This is a genomic window from Paenibacillus aestuarii, assembly GCF_027789125.1.
Classification (GTDB): domain Bacteria; phylum Bacillota; class Bacilli; order Paenibacillales; family NBRC-103111; genus Paenibacillus_E; species Paenibacillus_E aestuarii.
Map to the genome: position 1 here is coordinate 366,498 of NZ_JAQFVF010000023.1, position 17,735 is coordinate 384,232.

16 protein-coding genes and 1 other annotated feature (1 of these 17 only partly in view) are annotated in these 17,735 nt (G+C 50.1%); of the genes, 4 read left to right on the plus strand and 12 right to left on the minus strand.

Annotated features, from left to right (window positions below; all coding sequences use genetic code 11):
* Positions 1-54: 54 nt before the first annotated feature.
* The 6 genes from O9139_RS10355 to O9139_RS10380 form a co-directional block, all read right to left on the minus strand.
* Complete coding sequence (locus O9139_RS10355) at positions 55-2,085, minus strand: helicase-associated domain-containing protein (protein WP_270879383.1); 2,031 nt, start codon at positions 2,083-2,085, stop codon at positions 55-57.
* Positions 2,060-3,787, minus strand: coding sequence for a DNA repair helicase XPB (locus O9139_RS10360; protein ID WP_270879384.1), 1,728 nt, complete (start codon positions 3,785-3,787; stop codon positions 2,060-2,062). Before O9139_RS10360 ends, O9139_RS10355 begins: the two co-directional genes overlap by 26 nt.
* Before the next feature lie 158 nt (positions 3,788-3,945).
* The gene (locus O9139_RS10365) at positions 3,946-5,019 is read right to left on the minus strand and encodes a Gfo/Idh/MocA family protein (protein ID WP_270879385.1); all 1,074 of its coding nucleotides are present in this window, start codon (positions 5,017-5,019) and stop codon (positions 3,946-3,948) included.
* Positions 5,020-5,052: 33 nt separating this feature from the next.
* Positions 5,053-6,213, minus strand: a complete 1,161-nt coding sequence (locus O9139_RS10370; protein WP_270879386.1) for a Gfo/Idh/MocA family protein — start codon at positions 6,211-6,213, stop codon at positions 5,053-5,055.
* Between the two features lie 208 nt (positions 6,214-6,421).
* The gene (locus O9139_RS10375) at positions 6,422-6,865 is read right to left on the minus strand and encodes a CBS domain-containing protein (RefSeq protein ID WP_270879387.1); all 444 of its coding nucleotides are present in this window, start codon (positions 6,863-6,865) and stop codon (positions 6,422-6,424) included.
* A 92-nt stretch (positions 6,866-6,957) separates the two neighbouring features.
* On the minus strand, positions 6,958-8,127 hold the full coding sequence (locus tag O9139_RS10380) for a M20 family metallopeptidase (protein ID WP_270879388.1): 1,170 nt from the start codon (positions 8,125-8,127) through the stop codon (positions 6,958-6,960).
* Positions 8,128-8,335: 208 nt separating this feature from the next.
* Here O9139_RS10380 and O9139_RS10385 point away from each other — a divergent pair, with 208 nt between their 5' ends.
* Positions 8,336-8,683, plus strand: coding sequence for a YugN family protein (locus O9139_RS10385; protein ID WP_270879389.1), 348 nt, complete (start codon positions 8,336-8,338; stop codon positions 8,681-8,683).
* 13 nt (positions 8,684-8,696) lie between these two features.
* Entirely contained in the window at positions 8,697-9,869 is a 1,173-nt protein-coding gene (gene ftsW / locus O9139_RS10390; protein WP_270879390.1) for a putative lipid II flippase FtsW, read from the plus strand.
* A 15-nt stretch (positions 9,870-9,884) separates the two neighbouring features.
* Here ftsW and O9139_RS10395 read toward each other — a convergent pair whose 3' ends face one another.
* Entirely contained in the window at positions 9,885-10,265 is a 381-nt protein-coding gene (locus O9139_RS10395; RefSeq protein WP_270879391.1) for an Asp23/Gls24 family envelope stress response protein, read from the minus strand.
* Between the two features lie 170 nt (positions 10,266-10,435).
* Here O9139_RS10395 and cax point away from each other — a divergent pair, with 170 nt between their 5' ends.
* A complete protein-coding gene (gene cax / locus O9139_RS10400; RefSeq protein WP_270879392.1) occupies positions 10,436-11,482 on the plus strand; it encodes a calcium/proton exchanger in 1,047 nt (348 codons plus the stop codon).
* 178 nt (positions 11,483-11,660) lie between these two features.
* Here cax and O9139_RS10405 read toward each other — a convergent pair whose 3' ends face one another.
* The 4 genes from O9139_RS10405 to O9139_RS10420 form a co-directional block, all read right to left on the minus strand.
* Positions 11,661-11,948 carry a YlaN family protein gene (locus O9139_RS10405; protein WP_270879393.1) on the minus strand — a complete coding sequence of 96 codons (288 nt, stop codon included), beginning with the start codon at positions 11,946-11,948 and terminating at the stop codon, positions 11,661-11,663.
* Between the two features lie 126 nt (positions 11,949-12,074).
* Positions 12,075-12,323 (minus strand): HPr family phosphocarrier protein, encoded by a 249-nt coding sequence (locus O9139_RS10410; protein WP_270879394.1) that lies wholly within the window; start codon positions 12,321-12,323, stop codon positions 12,075-12,077.
* Between the two features lie 111 nt (positions 12,324-12,434).
* Entirely contained in the window at positions 12,435-13,118 is a 684-nt protein-coding gene (locus tag O9139_RS10415; protein WP_270879395.1) for a TVP38/TMEM64 family protein, read from the minus strand.
* A gap of 183 nt (positions 13,119-13,301) precedes the next feature.
* Entirely contained in the window at positions 13,302-15,278 is a 1,977-nt protein-coding gene (locus O9139_RS10420) for a diguanylate cyclase (RefSeq protein WP_270879396.1), read from the minus strand.
* Between the two features lie 354 nt (positions 15,279-15,632).
* Between O9139_RS10420 and rpsD the strand changes: the two genes are divergently transcribed.
* The gene (gene rpsD, locus O9139_RS10425; RefSeq protein ID WP_270879397.1) at positions 15,633-16,232 is read left to right on the plus strand and encodes a 30S ribosomal protein S4; all 600 of its coding nucleotides are present in this window, start codon (positions 15,633-15,635) and stop codon (positions 16,230-16,232) included.
* A 54-nt stretch (positions 16,233-16,286) separates the two neighbouring features.
* Here the strand turns inward: rpsD and tyrS are convergent, their stop codons facing one another.
* Entirely contained in the window at positions 16,287-17,546 is a 1,260-nt protein-coding gene (tyrS, locus tag O9139_RS10430) for a tyrosine--tRNA ligase (protein ID WP_270879398.1), read from the minus strand.
* A gap of 49 nt (positions 17,547-17,595) precedes the next feature.
* Positions 17,596-17,735, minus strand: a binding site (T-box leader) (it continues 139 nt past the right edge of the window).

The window sequence follows — 17,735 nt, forward strand, 5'->3', positions numbered from 1 at the left end:
TCCTTTCTAAAGGTATAACACTTTCTATCATACCACAGATCTATACGGATGTGTTTAAAAACTCTCCTCATCGTTCACGCCAGGCAAAATGAGTTTCATCTCCGCCCAGTCGTCACTTCTTAGTGTGACCTCTTGGTGCTCCTCCATCCCAACGAACACCCAGCCTGATCTTTCCTCATAGATTGCCCGCGGAATAATCGTACGGTTGCGACCTTCGCTGCGCAGTTGCAACAGACTTTTCCATTCAATCGCTTTGCGGATCATCTCCTTGCGGGTGGAGCCGTGGTAATCCCTGAACTCTCTTAACCATAAGGCCGGTACATCTTTCATTGCGGGATAAAGTTCTTCCCATTCCGGCCACACAGGATCCATCTCATAAAGCTGAACAGTATCACGGGTATAAAATAGTCCTTGCGCCGTCCCCGGGGCTTGGTGGGCTTGCGGATTTCGCGGCTTCTCCGCTGCCGCTGTCGATGCTTTTGCTTTCGCCTTGAGCCCGGCGTCGAGGAACCGCGGTTGATAGCCCATCTGCTCGAGACACTTGCTTAGGCTGTGCAGATGTTCGGGGCGAATCGTAAAGTGCGCTGCGCCGATTCGCTCTTGCAGCAATTGCCCGCACGCTTCATGCCGGGCGAGCGCATCCGCGACTTCCGCCGATTCGCAGCGGAGCAGAAGCACTTCCGCAATTTGCAGCTTCCCGGACTGTTGGTCCCACTGCTGCAAAGTCGTCTGCACATGCTCAGGGACTTCGTAATATGCGTTCTTTTGCAGCACATGTAAAATCCGCTCACTACTGCTCCCGTTCTCTACCGCGCGATGGAAACTTTCCTTTGTGATCCGGTACGTGCGCATCAAATCCGAGGACTGCAGTACGGCAAAAGCGGCAATCTGCCATTCGCCATACAGCGAAGCATGCGGTGCAAGCAGCACTTCGAAGTCTGGCTGCACGTAAAGGCATGGGCCTTCTGCCGGCTCTTCTCGCTTTGCCAATTCTTCAAGCCCTTCTAGCTCCGCTAACTCCTCATGTGCATTCCCGCTGCCGACCGGAATGAGCCATTTCACCCAAATCTGCCCATCATGATCCGTGGCAAGCTCTAACCACCGGAACGCATGCAGAGGCTGGATCCATTGCCTCATAAGAGCAGTTGCCCCATCTTCTGGCTCCTGAACAAACGAGAGCAGACTGGCCGCCGCGGCAACATCCGCCACCTTGCACCAGCACGCTGCTGGACAACGCTCCAAAACCGCGATTCCGTGCATCAGCGTGGCAGGAGCAGGCATATATAGCTGTCGCCAAATCGCATAGAGCCCCAGTTGCTGCTTTTCATAGGTCTGGCTTAGCCACGTGTGCAGCGCATGGTGATCCAAGACGTATCGGTCACCATCATGGAGCAAAATGCCTAATTGCATACTCATTTCTAACAAAATCGCCACATCGGGTTCATAGATGTCGCGGAAAGCGTACGTCAATCCGGTTTCCTGAAACGAACCCTGCGGCAATACGGGATGTTTAGATAGTTTTTGAATTTGTTTTTTATGAAGCGTACCTTTGCTGGTCAAAGGCAACGAATCCTGCTGCGAACATGCCAGCAAAAAATGAAACAAAAGCTGAGCAAGACCACGCGCGCTCATGCCAGGCGTTTCCAGCGGGTCCAAGTCGTTATCCTCCGCATCAAGCGTTTGCAGCTGAACATCCGGCAGCAGGAGCTCCTGCCATACGCTAAAAGCATCCTCCGGCAGCACATACAGGGGCTCCCCCCATGATTTACGCAGCGCGGCGATGATGCCTAGTCTGCGGAGTCCGGTCAGGCCGACTGCGATTTCAGCTCCAGCCATGCGCGCTAGCCCATACTTTTCAAGCGCTTCTCTGTGAAAAGGCTCACAGCCGAATGCCGAAATCAGCAGACGCAGCGTTTTCAATTCAGCCATCGTCATCGTTGGCACCAACTGCGCCAAATACTTATGGTGCGTTAGAATTCGGATCAAAGGGAGTCCTTGACCCGTCCATGCCTGGCACCACGGCTGAGCGGCGATTCGCGCTTGCAATGCCTGCGGCATTTTATGAAAGATATGCTCGTACTTCATCCCGCTCTCCTTCCTGAATTTGCTCAGTCCATGCGCTGATGCTGTATTGGTAGCCTTGTTCAACGAGAAACAGCTGCCGTTTCAAGGCAAAATCCTGTTCCTTCGTGTCTTCGCTAATAATCGTATAAAAGACAGCCGCATTCTCGCCGTTCCGTTTGGGGCGAAGAATACGGCCGAGCCGTTGTGCTTCTTCCTGCCTAGAGCCATAGCTGCCTGAGACTTGAATTGCGACGGCCGCGTCAGGCAGGTCGACGGCAAAGTTCGCTACTTTGGAGACGATAAGCAGCGGAAGACGGCCGGCCTTGAACTGCTGATACAGCTTCTCCCGATCATCATGCGCCATCTCGCCGCTGATCAACGGAGCCCCTGTATGCGCCGCGATCCGTTCCAGCTGATCCAGATATTGACCGATAATCAGCTTTTGCTCCTTAGCATGCAGCTTTAGCAGATGGTCAATGACATCCAGCTTGCCCGCATTCTCACCGGCGATCCGGAATTGCTGCCGTGCGCCGGAAGCTGCATATTGATCACGATCGGCTGTGGACAACGGCACGCGAATCTCTTTGCACGCCACCGTCGCAATCCAGCCCTTTGCTTCCAATTCCTTCCACGCCATTTCGTAGCGCCGAGGCCCGACCAGCGAAAACACATCTTCTTCACGGCCGTCTTCGCGAATCAAGGTCGCCGTAAGCCCAAGCCTTTTCGTCGCTTGAATGTCTGCGGTCGCCCGGAATACAGGCGCAGGAAGCAAGTGCACCTCATCGTAAATGATCAGCCCCCACTCCCGCTCATGAAACAGCTGCATATGTGAGAATTGATCATCTTTACTCCCGCGGTGCGTCATAATCTGATAGGTGGCAATTGTGATCGGCCGTACCTCTTTGACTGCGCCGCTATACTCGCCTACCTGATCTTCCGTGAGATCCGTCTTCTCGATAATTTCCCGCTTCCACTGCCTCACCGAAGTGACATTGGACGTTAGAATCAGCGTCGCACAGCTGCACCTCGCCATCGCCGCGATGCCGATGATCGTCTTGCCCGCCCCGCATGGCAGCACCAAGACGCCGCTGCCTATGCTGCGCCCGTCGCCGATCCGCTCGAAGGCATCGACCGCCTGCTTTTGATAATCGCGAAGCTGAAACGGCTTGTCCGCATGATCCGTATCACTGCATAGTGAAATCGGCACGTACTCGCCTTGTCGGTAAGCAGCCGCATCTTCGACAGGGTACCCCAGCTTGGTCAGCTCCTGCTTCAGATGGCCTCGATGTGCAGGCGAAATGGCGATAGCCCTGTCGCCTCGTCTGTCGTGCAAATAGCTTTGGAGAGAATCTAACGCGCATATTTCTTTAAGCACTACCGTATCTTCACTCACCAGGTACAGCTCATCCCCTACATTTTCCATACGTAAAAGACCGTATCGCTTCACATATTTGCGCATACTGCTCAGTACAGCGGTAGGAACGCCGAATTTCGCATAGTTTTGCAGGAATACGGTCATTTCCGCGAAACGCATCCCGCCTGCCGCCGCATTCCATAAAGATAACGGTGTAATTCGATATGTATGTAAGTGTTCAGGGCTTTTCACTAAATCCGCGAACTTCACTAATGTCTGACGAACGGTTTCATAATCCGGGTGGTTTGTTTCAAATAGCACGGACATATCGTTTTGGACGATGAGCGGTCGTGTCGGATCCCATTTCATGCAGCTGCCGCCTCCTTGCTTCATAGGCTATTTTCTTTTAACTAGTATGAAAGGAATGCCTATGATTTAAACATCCAAGCTTGCTCGCCCCGAAATGAAAAAAGAGGCTGCTCCTAAGCCATTATGATGACTTAGTGAACAACCTCTCATGATTGCAACTATTCTACGCGCTCAGCGTGCAATTGCGCCAACAAGCACAGCTCCGCAGCTTTAAACGCATGCTCCTGTGTCATTGCATTTTCCGTACGGTTGATGCAATCCAAGATCAATTGGCCGAAGAAAGGGAAGCCAACTTGGCCGTTCAGGCTGAAATGCTTCTCGCCTTCGCCATTGACCAAATACAGCTGATCGCCTTGCGGATCGCGGGCTACATCAATGTATTTGCGCAGCTCTATGTAGCCTTCGGTGCCCAGGATCACGGTGCGGCCGTCGCCCCATGTGCCAAGCCCTTTAGGCGTCAGCCAGTCCACGCGGAAATAGTTCGTTGCGCCGTTATCGCCGACAAGCGTCGCATCCCCGTAATCTTCGAGCTCCGGATAGTCTTTGCTGTTGTAATTCGCCACTTTGGAGCTTACCAGCTTCGCATCTTTACAGCCTGCATAGAACAGGAACTGCTCGATTTGATGGCTACCGATGTCACACAGAATGCCGCCGTAATTTTCTTTCTTGAAAAACCATTCCGGACGGGATGGTGCATTCAGACGATGCGGCCCGAGTCCAAGGACTTGAACGACGCGGCCGATCGCCCCTTCTTGAATCAGTTGACCGGCAAAAACAGCGCTCTCTACATGCAAACGCTCGCTGTAGTAAACGGCATACTTACGGCCTGTTTCTTTCACTTTATCTTTCGCCGCTTCCAGCTGCTCCAGCGAGGTGAACGGCGTTTTGTCCGTGAAGTAATCTTTGCCTGCTTCCATGACGCGAAGACCGAGCGGTCCGCGTTCCGAAGGCACGATGGCCCCGGCAACCAGCTGAACTTCCGGATCCTGCAGAATCTCTTCTTCTGACGAAGCTGCTTGCGCTTGTGGGAACTTTTGGCAGAAAGCTTGCACTTTCTCCGGATCTTTATCGTAAACGGATTTCAGCTCTGCTCCCGCTTCCAGCAACCCGTTGCACATGCCGTAAATATGACCGTGATCCAAACCAATTGCCGCGAATTTGAATTCTCCCTTGCCGACAACCGCATTCGGCTTCCCTTGTGGTGCATAATTCATTCCATCGCTCTTTTGCATGGTTTCTCCCCCGTGATCATGTGATCAAAAAAATTAATGAGTTCCTTTTACTTCAAGCGTTTTATAGCCTGCGTCTTTTTTCACTTTGGAGTTAGCGATCTTGTTTTGAAGATGCTCATAGAACAGATCCTCATCGATCGGCAGATCCACCCAATTGTCTGTCCAAGTGGATAACAGCATCGCATTGGAAAGCATCAGCCCTTTAATGCCTTCTTCCCCTGGCGCAACAAGCGGCGTGCCGTGCAGAATCGCATCGACGAAGTTTTGCGTGATGCCCAGATGTCCGGTTTCTTTGCCTTCAACGGGAATTTCGCATTTCCAGCATTCCGGCTGGCCAAAGCCGCCCGTGAACGTCTCGTTAAATTCTTTTTCCGATACGCGCAGGCGCCAGAAGGTCAGCTTGCCGTCCTCGATAACGATTTTGCCGCGGTCGCCTGACAGTTCGAATCGGTTCGTTCCCGGCGCTTCGCCTGTTGTCGTGACGAACAATCCTGTTGCTCCGTTCTCATACTCGACGAATGCGGTTACATCGTCCTCTACTTCAATATCCCGGTGCTTGCCAAAATAACAGAATGCGCGCACGCGCTTCGGCATCATATCGATCGTCCACTGCCAGAGATCCAATTGATGCGGATCTTGGTTAATCAGTACGCCGCCGCCTTCTCCAGCCCAAGTCGCACGCCACCCGCCGGAATTATAATAGCTTTGGGAGCGGTACCAATTGGTAATGATCCAATTCGTTCTGCGAATCTCGCCCAGCTCGCCGGAGGAAACCAGATCTTTCAGCTTCTTATACAGCCGATTCGTTCTTTGGTTATACATCATGCTGAACACTTTGCCGGAAGCTTTAGCCGCTTCGTTCATTTGACGAACTGATTTTGTATATACACCTGCAGGCTTCTCGCAAAGCACGTGCAGACCGTTATTAAAGGCTTTAATAGCCACTTCTGGATGATCATAATGTGGCGTTGCGATCAGAACGGCATCGATTGTACCTGAGGAAAGGAACTTATCCAGATCGTCAAAAATTTGCACATTGTCGCCCAAATTTTCTTTTGCCCATTGTTGACGGTCGGGTCTTGGTTCGCAAATCGCTGAAAGCTCAGCGCCTTTAACTTCTTGTTTAATCAAATAGTTGGCATGTCCAGTTCCCATATTGCCTAGACCGATAATGCCAATCCGTACTTTTTCCATGTCATAGCCACCTTTATCATCGTGATTATCCGCCTAACACTCCTTCACTGTACCATATTTGACCTAGCCCCATCTTGACACATATTGACCACCTTATTGCGAACTTTGACAGTTATCCAAAAAGAAGCCCAGCAGCCGTATTACAAATCAGCCGCTCTAAGCGCATAAAAAAAAGACCAGTTTCCTGGTCTTCATCCCTATTCAAAGCTTATCTGGCACCGACAGGCGTGCGGTCCGACGAAATGACGCTTAGCGCTTCGCCCGCTTCATCTTCAAACTTGCCGCGCACAGCAAGGTCACCGATCGCCACGACGCCGACCAGATTGCCGTTCTCCACAACAGGCAGGCGTCGGATTTGGTCTTTCGCCATGATTTTCGCGGCTTCTTCCACAGTTGTATTCGCGTCAATGGACGTAATATCTTTAGATATCACTTCAGCCACCGCCGTCGAACCGGATTTCTTCTCTGCATAGCCGCGAATCACGAGATCGCGGTCAGTGACGACGCCGACGAGCTTCTTGCCGTCCACGACAGGGATAAACCCGATATCGTGCTGCTTCATTTTCAGGGCGATTTCATAGACATTATCCTGCAACGTCACCGTCACACAATCTGTCGCCATAATTTGTTTCACTGTTCTTGCATCTGCCATATCCGTTACTCCTCCTTAACGTATCCATGATCAGCATCGCCCGCGGGGCGATCAGCTTCAAAGATAGCGTCTGTCGAAAAAGGAGAAAGCATTCATGCCATATAATCCAAAGCCATCCCGATCAGCAGTTTGGCCGCATTCAACATCGAACGCTCATCGATATCGAACCTGGGATGATGATGCGGATGAACAATGCCGGCTTCCACATTGCCGGCCCCCACAAACATATAGCAGCCCGGACGATGATGCAAATAGTAGGAGAAGTCTTCTCCGGCCATAACAAGCGGAGCTTCATGCACATGCGCTTCGCCGAACAGCTCGGCTCCCACTTTGACAAACCGCGCAGCTTCTCCCGCATCATTCACCACCGGCGGATAGCCCATTTTATAATCGAACGTATAGGAAGCGCCATACATGCTGCAGACTGAATCTACGATACGCCCCATCCGCTCTTTCACTTCCTCTTGAAGCTGGGAACTGAACGTTCTCACCGTCCCGTTCAACGTGCTAGTCTCAGCAATGACATTAAAGCTGGACCCGGCGTGGAACGAACCGATGCTCACGACGCAAGGCTCGATCGGATCCACCTGCCTGCTCACGATCGACTGCAAGTTGACGACGACTTGCGCGCCAACGTGAATGCTGTCTACCGCTTGATGCGGCAGCCCGCCATGGCCGCCCTTGCCTTGGATGCGGATCGTGAACTCGTCCGGCGCCGCCATCATCGGGCCGGCTTTGGCATACACATGGCCGACAGGAAACGGCGTCCATAGGTGCACACCGAACACGGCGTCCACGCCTTCCAGGGCGCCGGCTTCAATCATCGACTTGGCTCCGCCAGGCGTCGTCTCTTCGGCATGCTGAAAGAGGAACACGAGGTTACCTTTCAGCTTCTCTTTGAGCTGGCTCGCCACCTTCGCGATGCCAAGCAGCGTCGACGTATGCGCGTCGTGACCGCACGCATGCATGACCCCCTGGACAAGCGAAGCGTACTCGCAGCTTTTCTCGTCTTGAATCGGCAGCGCGTCCATATCCGCTCTGAGCGCGACAGTCGGGCCTTGACCCGCGCCGCGGAGCAGCCCTACTACGCCATTGCCGCCGACTTGCGTGCGGACCTCAAGCCCCCACTCGCGAAGGTGATTGGCGACGAACTCTGCGGTGCGGTACTCCTGAAAAGAGAGCTCGGGATGCTGGTGCAAATACCGTCTCCAGCCTACCATCTCAGCAAAAATTTGCTCAAAACCGTTTTCGAATTCTTTCATTTAAATAAACCCTCCGGTCATCCAAATTTGTTGCTAAATTTTAACTACTGCCGACATTTGTACCTATTCTATCAAATTCCAGCGCTGGTTTCATCTGCTAAGCGCCATCAAATAGTAGAAATTATACCCAGCTGTTGACTTGCAGAACCCGTAGAAACATACTATCATGAATAAAGAATGCATACGTACAATATGGAGGCGTTAATCAGTGATTATTGAATCAAAAGGCTTAAAAGGCATGAAAAGCGATCTTGCACATTTGGACGAAGTGACATCCAAGCTCGGCTTCGTTCGTTGGCAGTGGGAATATACCCGTGCGACTTACGACCTCAAAATTGAAGATAAAACCGGCAAAGAGAACTATTTCCTGCGTGTTAACGCTCGCGTAGAATCTGGCAAGCTAGAATCCCCTTATGCTGTGCTTTTTCTTGAAGATGCTTACATAGGTAGAGAAACATTCCCTCACGGTCTGGATTACAACTCTCCGGTCCCTGATGCCGTGATGAAGACTTCTTCGCAAAAGTTGTCCCAATTGCAGCAAATGCTAGCGGAATAAGCGGGGAATCGGCATGAATCCCCCTCGCAGAGGAACGCCGGATTTTTTGCTGCTGTTCTTGACTATCGTTCTCGTCTGCTTCGGACTAGCTATGGTATTCAGCGCCAGTTCCATGACAAGCGCTTACAGATGGGATGATCCTTGGTACTTCACCAAAAAACAGTTGACTGCGGTTGCTTTGGGTTCGGTAGTTATGCTCTTCTGCATGAATTTACATTACTCCAAATTTAAAAAGCTGGTGATTCCCAGCTTTTTTATTACCGTGGTTCTCCTAATCTTCGTTATTTTTACGGACAAAGCCAATGGCGCGGCAAGCTGGTATAGTATTGGCAGATTCGGGATCCAACCGACGGAGTTCGCCAAGTTGGTTGTAATTCTCTACCTAGCTTCACTGATCAGCAATAAAGAGGAGAAGTTCCGCGATTTCAAGAAAGGGCTCTTTCCCGCTCTGGTCATTGTCGGCTTCGTCTGTACGCTGATCATGCTGCAGCCTGACTTTGGTTCTTGTATGATTCTGCTTGCATGTTCGATGATCGTCATTTTTGTCGGCGGATCGAATTTGAAGCATATTTTTACATTAGGGACAGGCCTGGCCGTTATCGGTGCTCTGATTATCAGTGTTTCATTATTGCTTCACCAGAACTCCGATGATCAGAACTATCGGGTCGGTCGTTTGACCTCTTTCATGGATCCTTTCTCCGACCACTCGAATACAGGCTACCAGGTTGTTCAATCGCTGTATGCGTTCGGTCATGGCGGCTTTTCAGGCGCCGGCTTCGGGCAAAGCATCCAGAAGCTGCACTATTTGCCTGAAGCGCACAACGACTTCATCTTCGCGATCATTGGCGAAGAATTCGGATTCGTGGGAAGCGCCTTGTTCATTCTAACGTTCCTGCTGTTCATCTGGCGCGGTATCCTCGTTGCGGTGCGAAGCCCAGATATGTTCGGAATGGTTGCCGGTGTCGGCATCATGGGGATGTTCGCGTTTCAAACCGTCATTAATATCGGCGGTGTGACAGGCGCGATGCCGTTAACCGGTGTTACGCTCCCTTTCATCTCATCCGGCGGATCCTCCATGATGGTCTCTCTGATTAGCATGGGCATCATGCTCAGCATATCCCGAGAACAGACCCGCAAAACAGCCGCGGAACCTAAAAAAGACCCTCTTCGAATGTCCATTCGATAGGGTCTTTTCCCTTTATTATTTCACCCGGTTCGGGTCATCGACTATTTCGTCTTCCTTGAAAGCTACGCCCTCCACCTTCACATTCACCTCGACGACATTCAAACCCGTCATGTTCTCTACCGCTTCGCGTACGTTCTCCTGGAGATTCCGACATACGTCCTGAATCCGGGAGCCGTAATTCACGATAACACGAAGATCGATAGCGGCCTCTACTTGACCTACTTCTACAGACACGCCTTTTTGAACGTTTTTGCCGCTTAACCGCTTGGCCAAGCCTTCTGAGATGCCTCCGGACATGCCTGCAATTCCTGGAGTTTCCAGGGCAGCAAGTCCTGCGATTGTCGATACTACGTCATCAGATATACGAATTAAGCCGGTTTGGTTCTCTTCGGACATATGGATCACTCCCCAATTCTTGGTATAAATCTATTGTAATAAGTTCGCTAGATGAATGCAAGGACAGGCCCTCTTTAACAAAGATTCGAATTTACATTGCAATGCAAAATATGTATATTTAAAGAAGTCAAAAAATGCCAAATCCCAATACCAAGTCGGAGGTTTACATTTTGAAAGGTAAATTGTTTTATATAGGTTTAATTGTTACATTTGGGCTTAGCGCCATTGCCCATTTTACCAGCTGGAACCACACGGTTCAATTTATAATCGCCGCCATCGCCATTATTTTCGTAGCCGGCTTCCTCGGCAAAGCAACGGAAAGTGTAGCCCATTACGCCGGAGAACGCATCGGCGGCTTCCTGAACGCCACCTTTGGCAATGCGGCTGAGCTGATCATCGCGATCTTCCTGGTCAAAGACGGCCTATTCGATGTTGTTAAAGCGAGCTTGACGGGATCTATCATCGGCAACCTGCTGCTGGTTCTCGGACTCAGCGTATTTGCCGGCGGCTTGAAGTTCAAAGAGCAATCTTTTAATGTCAAGCTGGCTTCGCATAACTCGTCGCTGATGCTGCTTGGCGTCATCGCCTTGTTTATTCCAGCTGTATTTTCCGGCAGCCTTACGACGAAGGAGACGTCTTCGATGAGCATGATCGTGGCGATCCTACTGGTCGCCGCTTACTTGCTCTGGCTCCTCTTCTCCATGGTCACGCATAAGAATATTCTCTCGGATGAGGCCATTGAACATGGGGAAGCCGCATGGTCGAAGTCGACCTCGATTATTTTCCTCGTACTCGCTACCGCAATGGTGGCCTTCACGAGTGAATGGCTTGTCGGCACGTTGGAAGAGGTCACGCACAAATTCGGCTTGTCCGAATTGTTCGTCGGCGCCTTCCTCATCGCGATCATCGGGAATGCGGCCGAACATAGCGCCGCCGTCATGATGGCGTTGAAGAATAAGATGGGCGCCGCTGTCGAAATTGCCATCGGCAGCTCCCTGCAAATTGCCTTGTTCGTAGCGCCAGTCCTTGTCATTGTCAGCTTCTTTGTTGGCGGCACACCCATGAATATCGTTTTTTCCACGTATGAGCTGGCAGCCATCGCCGTAGCCGTGTTCATTACGAAGTCCATCTCCCAAGACGGCTCGACTAACTGGTATGAAGGCTTGCTGCTGCTTGTTGTCTATATCATTCTTGGCGTCGTGTTCTTCCTCGTGTAAACAAAACCTTTCATGACCCTCGGCCGGGTCACAGGCTATGATAAATTTTCATAGCCTTTTTAATTTCTTCGACGCCTTCCGATTGTGGTAAAGAACCACGCATACGTGTCAGTAGCGATGATGAGCGGCAGTCGTTAGGATTTTGCTCATTTTCACAAAAAAAAGTAACCCTTCAGGGTTACTTTTTCGCGTTAAGCGCTTCATATAGCTGGGCAAGATTACGTTCCAACTTGACGAGAATTTGTTTGCCAGTGGCTTCGGCGACGAGGCCTGCACGGATCGCAAAATCAATTTCTCTCGAAAGACCGTACATTTGCGTATCCAATACTTCTTCATACAGCGGACATTGACGAGTTGTCAAGTTCTCCATCTGCACTTCGATCAGCTTTTCGATTTTATCTGCATCTTCCTGTAGAAGACTAAGCGCTTTTTGATTCAAATTTAGCATTAGATCAGATGAAGACATTCCAACTTTCCCCCCATACGCTAAGTCATCCGTCCTTATATGATCTATATTAAGCGAAATCGCGCCAAGATACAAGAGAAGGTACCCTCAGAGATTCTGAGAGTACCTTCTTTTTAGCGGCTTATCCTATTCTTGAACGACGTTAACGCCCAAGTTGTGCTTCGCAAACACTTCAGCCATTGCTTTCTTCGCTTCTTCAGCATCTGGACCATGAACATGCAGGTCGTAGTTGCTGGAGCTCAGCAATGTTGTGAACAATCCGAGGATACTTTTCACATCGATATACTTATTATCATACTGCAATACAATAGACGATCTAAATTTGTTAGCAGTCTGAGAAATCTCAACGATTGCTGCATTATTTGCACTTGGCATGTACATTCCTCCATTATTCACATTTCAATAGGTCGACTTACTTCCTCTATGATAACTTGAATGGGTAGGAAAGTGCAACAAAAAATTTCCTTCATTCTCCAATCCCAAACCCTACTTACGATTGGATGTAAGCACTTTCTTGACGACATTGCCCAGAACGAGCAAAACAACAAAAACAAACAAAAGCCACAACAATCTTCCCTTATATTTTTGGAAGTGGAACAGGTCATGAGCGATCATCGATTCCAGGAAAACGATCGGCAATTTCCCAATTAGCGTACCCAATAGAAACGGAATAAACCGGACCCGCGTCAAACCTGCAGCGAAATTAATCGCCGAGGATGGAAGAACCGGAATCAACCGGCCTAACAGCACATAGAGAAACCCGTGCTTCTCCAGACGCACGCTGAACTGCTGCACGACAGGGAACTTCTGCAGCTTCGCTTCCACCCAGGCATGTCCGTAATACCGGGCAAAATAAAAGGATGCGATTGCGCCCACGCACGACATCACATAGTTCACGATGAAGCCCCATTTGATCCCCCAAATGGCAACATTCGTTCCGGCGACCAGCACAAACGGTACAAACGGAAAAAACGTTTGCACAACGATTAACAGCATGCCGATCCAGCGGCCTGTCCATCCGAGATCACGGAGATGATCGGATAATTGATGCATATTGGTATGCGTCAACTTGATGCCCATCTTATTAAAAAAGAAAAAGTAGATCAGGCCCCCGCCGACTACAAGTAGAATGAACAGCTGCAACAGCCGCGATCTCTTAAATAATGACAAAATTCGACCATCCTTCCCTGATTCCCAACTATTGTATCATGTTAGATGAAGTTCAGAAAGAGAAATATAGGACTTCTCCCTTATGGAATTTCCCCCGCCTCGCAACGGAATATGTCGATGCTTGACGTGCAGCATCCAGCCAACAAAAAGCACCTGTCCGAAGACAAGTGCCCTGACGCTGCTTCAGCCGACTTTGATCTGGTTGCGGCCGTTATATTTCGCTTGATATAAAGCCATATCCGCCCGATAAAAGAGCGCCTCAACGCTGATTTTGTCCTGCTCCCAGTTCCAATCGGACAAGCCGCATGACACCGTGACCTGAGGGTTCGTCTCTTGCTGAACGCGCGCACGGATTCGTTCGGCAATCCGCAGCGTCTGCTCCTTCGTCACTTGCGGCAAATACACCGCAATCTCTTCCCCGCCCCAACGCGCCGCGATGTCCGTATCGCGGATGCTGGAGCGGATAATTTGGCTCACTTGGATTAAAATCTTATCGCCAACCTGATGCCCGTGCGTATCGTTCACGCGTTTGAAATTATCGATATCGACAACGATCAGCGAACCGCAGAAATCTTTCTTCTGCAATAAATTCGCCTGCTCATCCAAGTAATGGCGGGCATACAATCCTGTTAAATTATCGGTGATGACCATGCGCTTCACTTCGGCATGCAGCGAGGCATTAGACACCGCCAAACCGATGTGCCCGGACAAGGCCTCCAGTAATTTAAAGTTGTCATAGGAAAAATAGTTCGGGCTGCTATGCGCCACTAAAATAACCCCGACAACTTTGCCGTTCATGATAATCGGTGAACCGATCAACGAACGCGCCCCGGAGATCTGCATGAACTTCGATGTCACTTGGGACCCTGTTGCATAATCCGAAATAATGACAGGTTCCTTGCTAGTGAAAATCTGTCCCGAATAACCTTCATAGACCGAATACGTTTCATGGTACAGTGCGGGCAGATTGCTCGCTTGCATGATGAGCCGCTCATTGCCAGGGTCTATTTGCAAAATACTGCAATATTCGGCAGCAAAGATCGCCAGCAACTCCGCTGAAGCAAAATCGAAAACCTCATTCAGACGCAAACTCTGGTTTAACCGTTTCGTAATTTCATTGATCAGCCGCAGCTCATTGATCAGGGAATTCGACTGCTCATACAGCTTAGCATTTTCGAAAGCGGTGCCAGCCGTATCCGCCAGCAAAGAGATAAACTGCAAATCGGAAGCTTGAATCACATCCGGCTCCATCTGCAGATGCAGAACGCCGTAAACGCCCTGCTTGCCTGACAACGGGACGGCGAGCTGACTAACCGCCGTGCTTCCGGTTCCCTTCACATCCAAGGCAGGCTGATAAATCAAATGCCCCTCCTTAAAAGCGCGGGTGCAAATATCATCTTCCTGATTTTGAAAACTGAGCGGTTTAACCGGCAAATTGGTACTATCGTTATCTTGGGACAGCAGTAAATCGACTTGAATTAAAGGATATATACTATGAATGCTCTCTATGACTTCATTAAGTACGGCATCGACATCAATTTGGGCGTGCAGCTTCTTTGAAGCTTCAAACAATACATCCTGCTTCCGCGCTTGCCGCTCCGTTTGTTGATTCAATTTAAGCAGCTGCTGATACTTATGGCGCTCTGCCGCAAGCTGTGCGCTCCCGGTTAGAGCAATGCTGAGGGTATACAGCAGATTGGTCAGTTCCGCGGGCTGCGTGATGAGCGTGGAAAATAAAGCGAAATATCCGCAGCATACGCCGCCATGCCTGTTCTTGATAGGAATTACTGCCCCGGCAACCTCAATAGGCAGCATGGCGCCCGTTTCAGCTCCGCTGAGGCACTGAAACGATTGTGTGCGACAAACGCGGCTGAGAAGCTCGTCTGTAAACGCTGACAGGCCTTCTTGCGCTAAGCCTAAGCCTCCGGCGCAGCTTTCCAACGCATCAAGCTCAGCGCTCCAGCAGCAGATCCCTGTCTGCGGAGGCAGCATCGCCGCCCCCGCCTCGTTCAGCCAAGCAGGTACAAGTATGCGCAGCGCTTGCGTGGCGTCTTGCGCTATATCGGCAATTTCGGCAGGAAGACAGAGTCCATGACGGAGGAACTCTTCGAAGTGTTCCGCGCAACGATGCTGATCTTTACTGCGAAGTAATTCGTACATAGGCCCCTCCTTTGCCGAAAAGTTTAAAATACATAGAAACGTGCAATAATATGCTTATATATCATACTATTTTTCTAGTCACAATGCACTATTTTTTCAGATTTAGCCTAACGATTGAGACTTGACACCGCCTTCTGTTTTTAATAAAATTAGAAGTCGAGTACAACCATGATTTGGTGAATGCCATTTGTGATCACCCTCACTGCTTTTGCTCCTAACAAGACAGCGGCTGAACTACTCTTGTCAGGGAATCCTATTATTCGATTCGTTAAGCAAAACCAGGCACATGTCTTCACCCCGACACCTTAGAGCAATTTAACTAACTATTTGTAAAAAAGAAGGAGTTTTTCCTACATGTCACGTTATACAGGACCTAAATTTAAATTAAGCCGCCGTCTTGGTATTTCTTTGAGCGGTACTGGTAAAGAATTGAAACGCCCTTTCCCTCCAGGTCAACATGGCCCAGGACAACGTAAAAAATTGAGCGGTTACGGCGTTCAACTTCAAGAGAAGCAAAAACTGCGTCACATGTACGGTTTGAACGAAAAACAATTCCGCAACCTGTTCGACAAAGCTACGAAGCTTAAAGGTATCGCGGGTGAAAACTTCATGATCATGCTGGAAAGCCGTCTGGACAACTTGGTATACCGTCTTGGTCTTTCCAACTCCCGTGCAGGCGCTCGTCAATTGGTCGCTCACGGTCACGTAACAGTGAACGGTAAGAAAGTGGATATCCCTTCTTACATCGTTGCAACTGGCGACGTTATCTCCCTGCGTGAAAGATCCCAAAATCTTTCCACAGTTAAAGAAGCTCTTGCTAACCGCAACTACCTGCCAGCTTACCTGGAGTTCAGCGAGTCCAGCGTAGAAGGCAAGTACATCCGTCTGCCTGAGCGTTCTGAACTGCCACAAGAAATTGACGAGAAACAAATCGTCGAGTTCTACAGCCGTTAATCGGAAACATAAACCCCTTAGGGACTTCCCTAAGGGGTTTGTTGTGTTTATAGGTTAAGCAAACTTCACAAGATAATAGTTCTTTTTGCCGCGGCGGACAATCAGATACGATTCTCCCAATTTGCCCAGCTCGTTTACAACCGCATCCACTTGCTGGATACGCACGCCATTCACAGTCACAGCCCCGCTCTCGATATCTTGGCGCGCTTGACGTTTGGAAGGCGCAGCGCCGACAGCGATCAGCAAGTCTACCAGAGCCATATCGTCCTGCTCCAGAGTGGTGGAAGGCACATCCTTGAATGCTTCTTCAATCTCCGTGCGGGACAATTCCTGGATATTACCGCTGAACAATGCCGCAGTAATGTTGAGCGAGCTTTGCAGCGCTTCTTCCCCATGCACGAGCTTCGTCACTTCACGCGCAAGCACTTTTTGCGCTTCCCGCTTCTCCGGCTGCTGCTTCACTTCTTGCTCCAGACGCTCGATTTCTTCATGGCTGATGAACGTGAAGTATTTGAGGAAGCGCACGACATCGTTATCATCTGTGTTCACCCAGAACTGATAGAACTGGTAAGGCGATGTTTTGTCCGCATCAAGCCAAATCGCGCCGCCTTCCGTCTTGCCGAACTTCTGCCCGTCGCTCTTCGTCACAAGCGGCAGCGTTGCGCCATAAGCACGTTTTTCCGTTGTTTTGCCAATCAGCTCGAGCCCTGCAGTAATATTTCCCCACTGATCACTGCCGCCGATTTGCAGCGAGCAATTTTTCGTTTCGCTCAGCTTGAGGAAATCGTACGATTGCAGGATCATATAGCTGAATTCCGTGAACGAAATGCCTTTCGTAATCCGCGAGTCAACAGAATCTTTAGCGAGCATGTAATTGACCGTAAAGCTTTTGCCGATATCGCGTAAAAACTCAATGACATTCAGCGGTCCCAGCCAGTCATAGTTGTTAACAAGCTCTGCCTGATTGTCCAAATTCTCGTTGAAGTCCAAGAAACGGGACAATTGATTCTTAATGCTTTGTGACCACGCTTCCACCACTTCAGGTCCGTTCAGCGTTCTCTCATTCGCCTTACCGCTCGGATCGCCGATCAAGCCTGTCCCGCCGCCAACCAGCGCCAGAGGCACATGGCCGGCAAGCTGGAAGCGCCGCAAGGTCAGAATCGGCAGCAAACTTCCGATATGCAAGCTGTCTGCTGTCGGATCGAATCCGCAGTACAGCACCACTTTCTCCTCGCTCAGTTTCTTCTCCAAGCCTTCGCGGTCCGTAATTTGATGCAGCAAGCCGCGGAATTCCAAATCTTTCAAAATACTCATTGACATCCATCTCTCCTTTTGTTGACATGCAAAAAAGCCTTCTCATCCACAAAGGGACGAGAAGGCTCAACTCGCGGTACCACCCTAATTAAAACAGCAGCTTCGTACTCTATAACGGAATTCGTTAAGGGGCGCGCTGGCTATTTTCACTTCATAACCGGTAACGGAGTTTACCCGGCAAACACTACT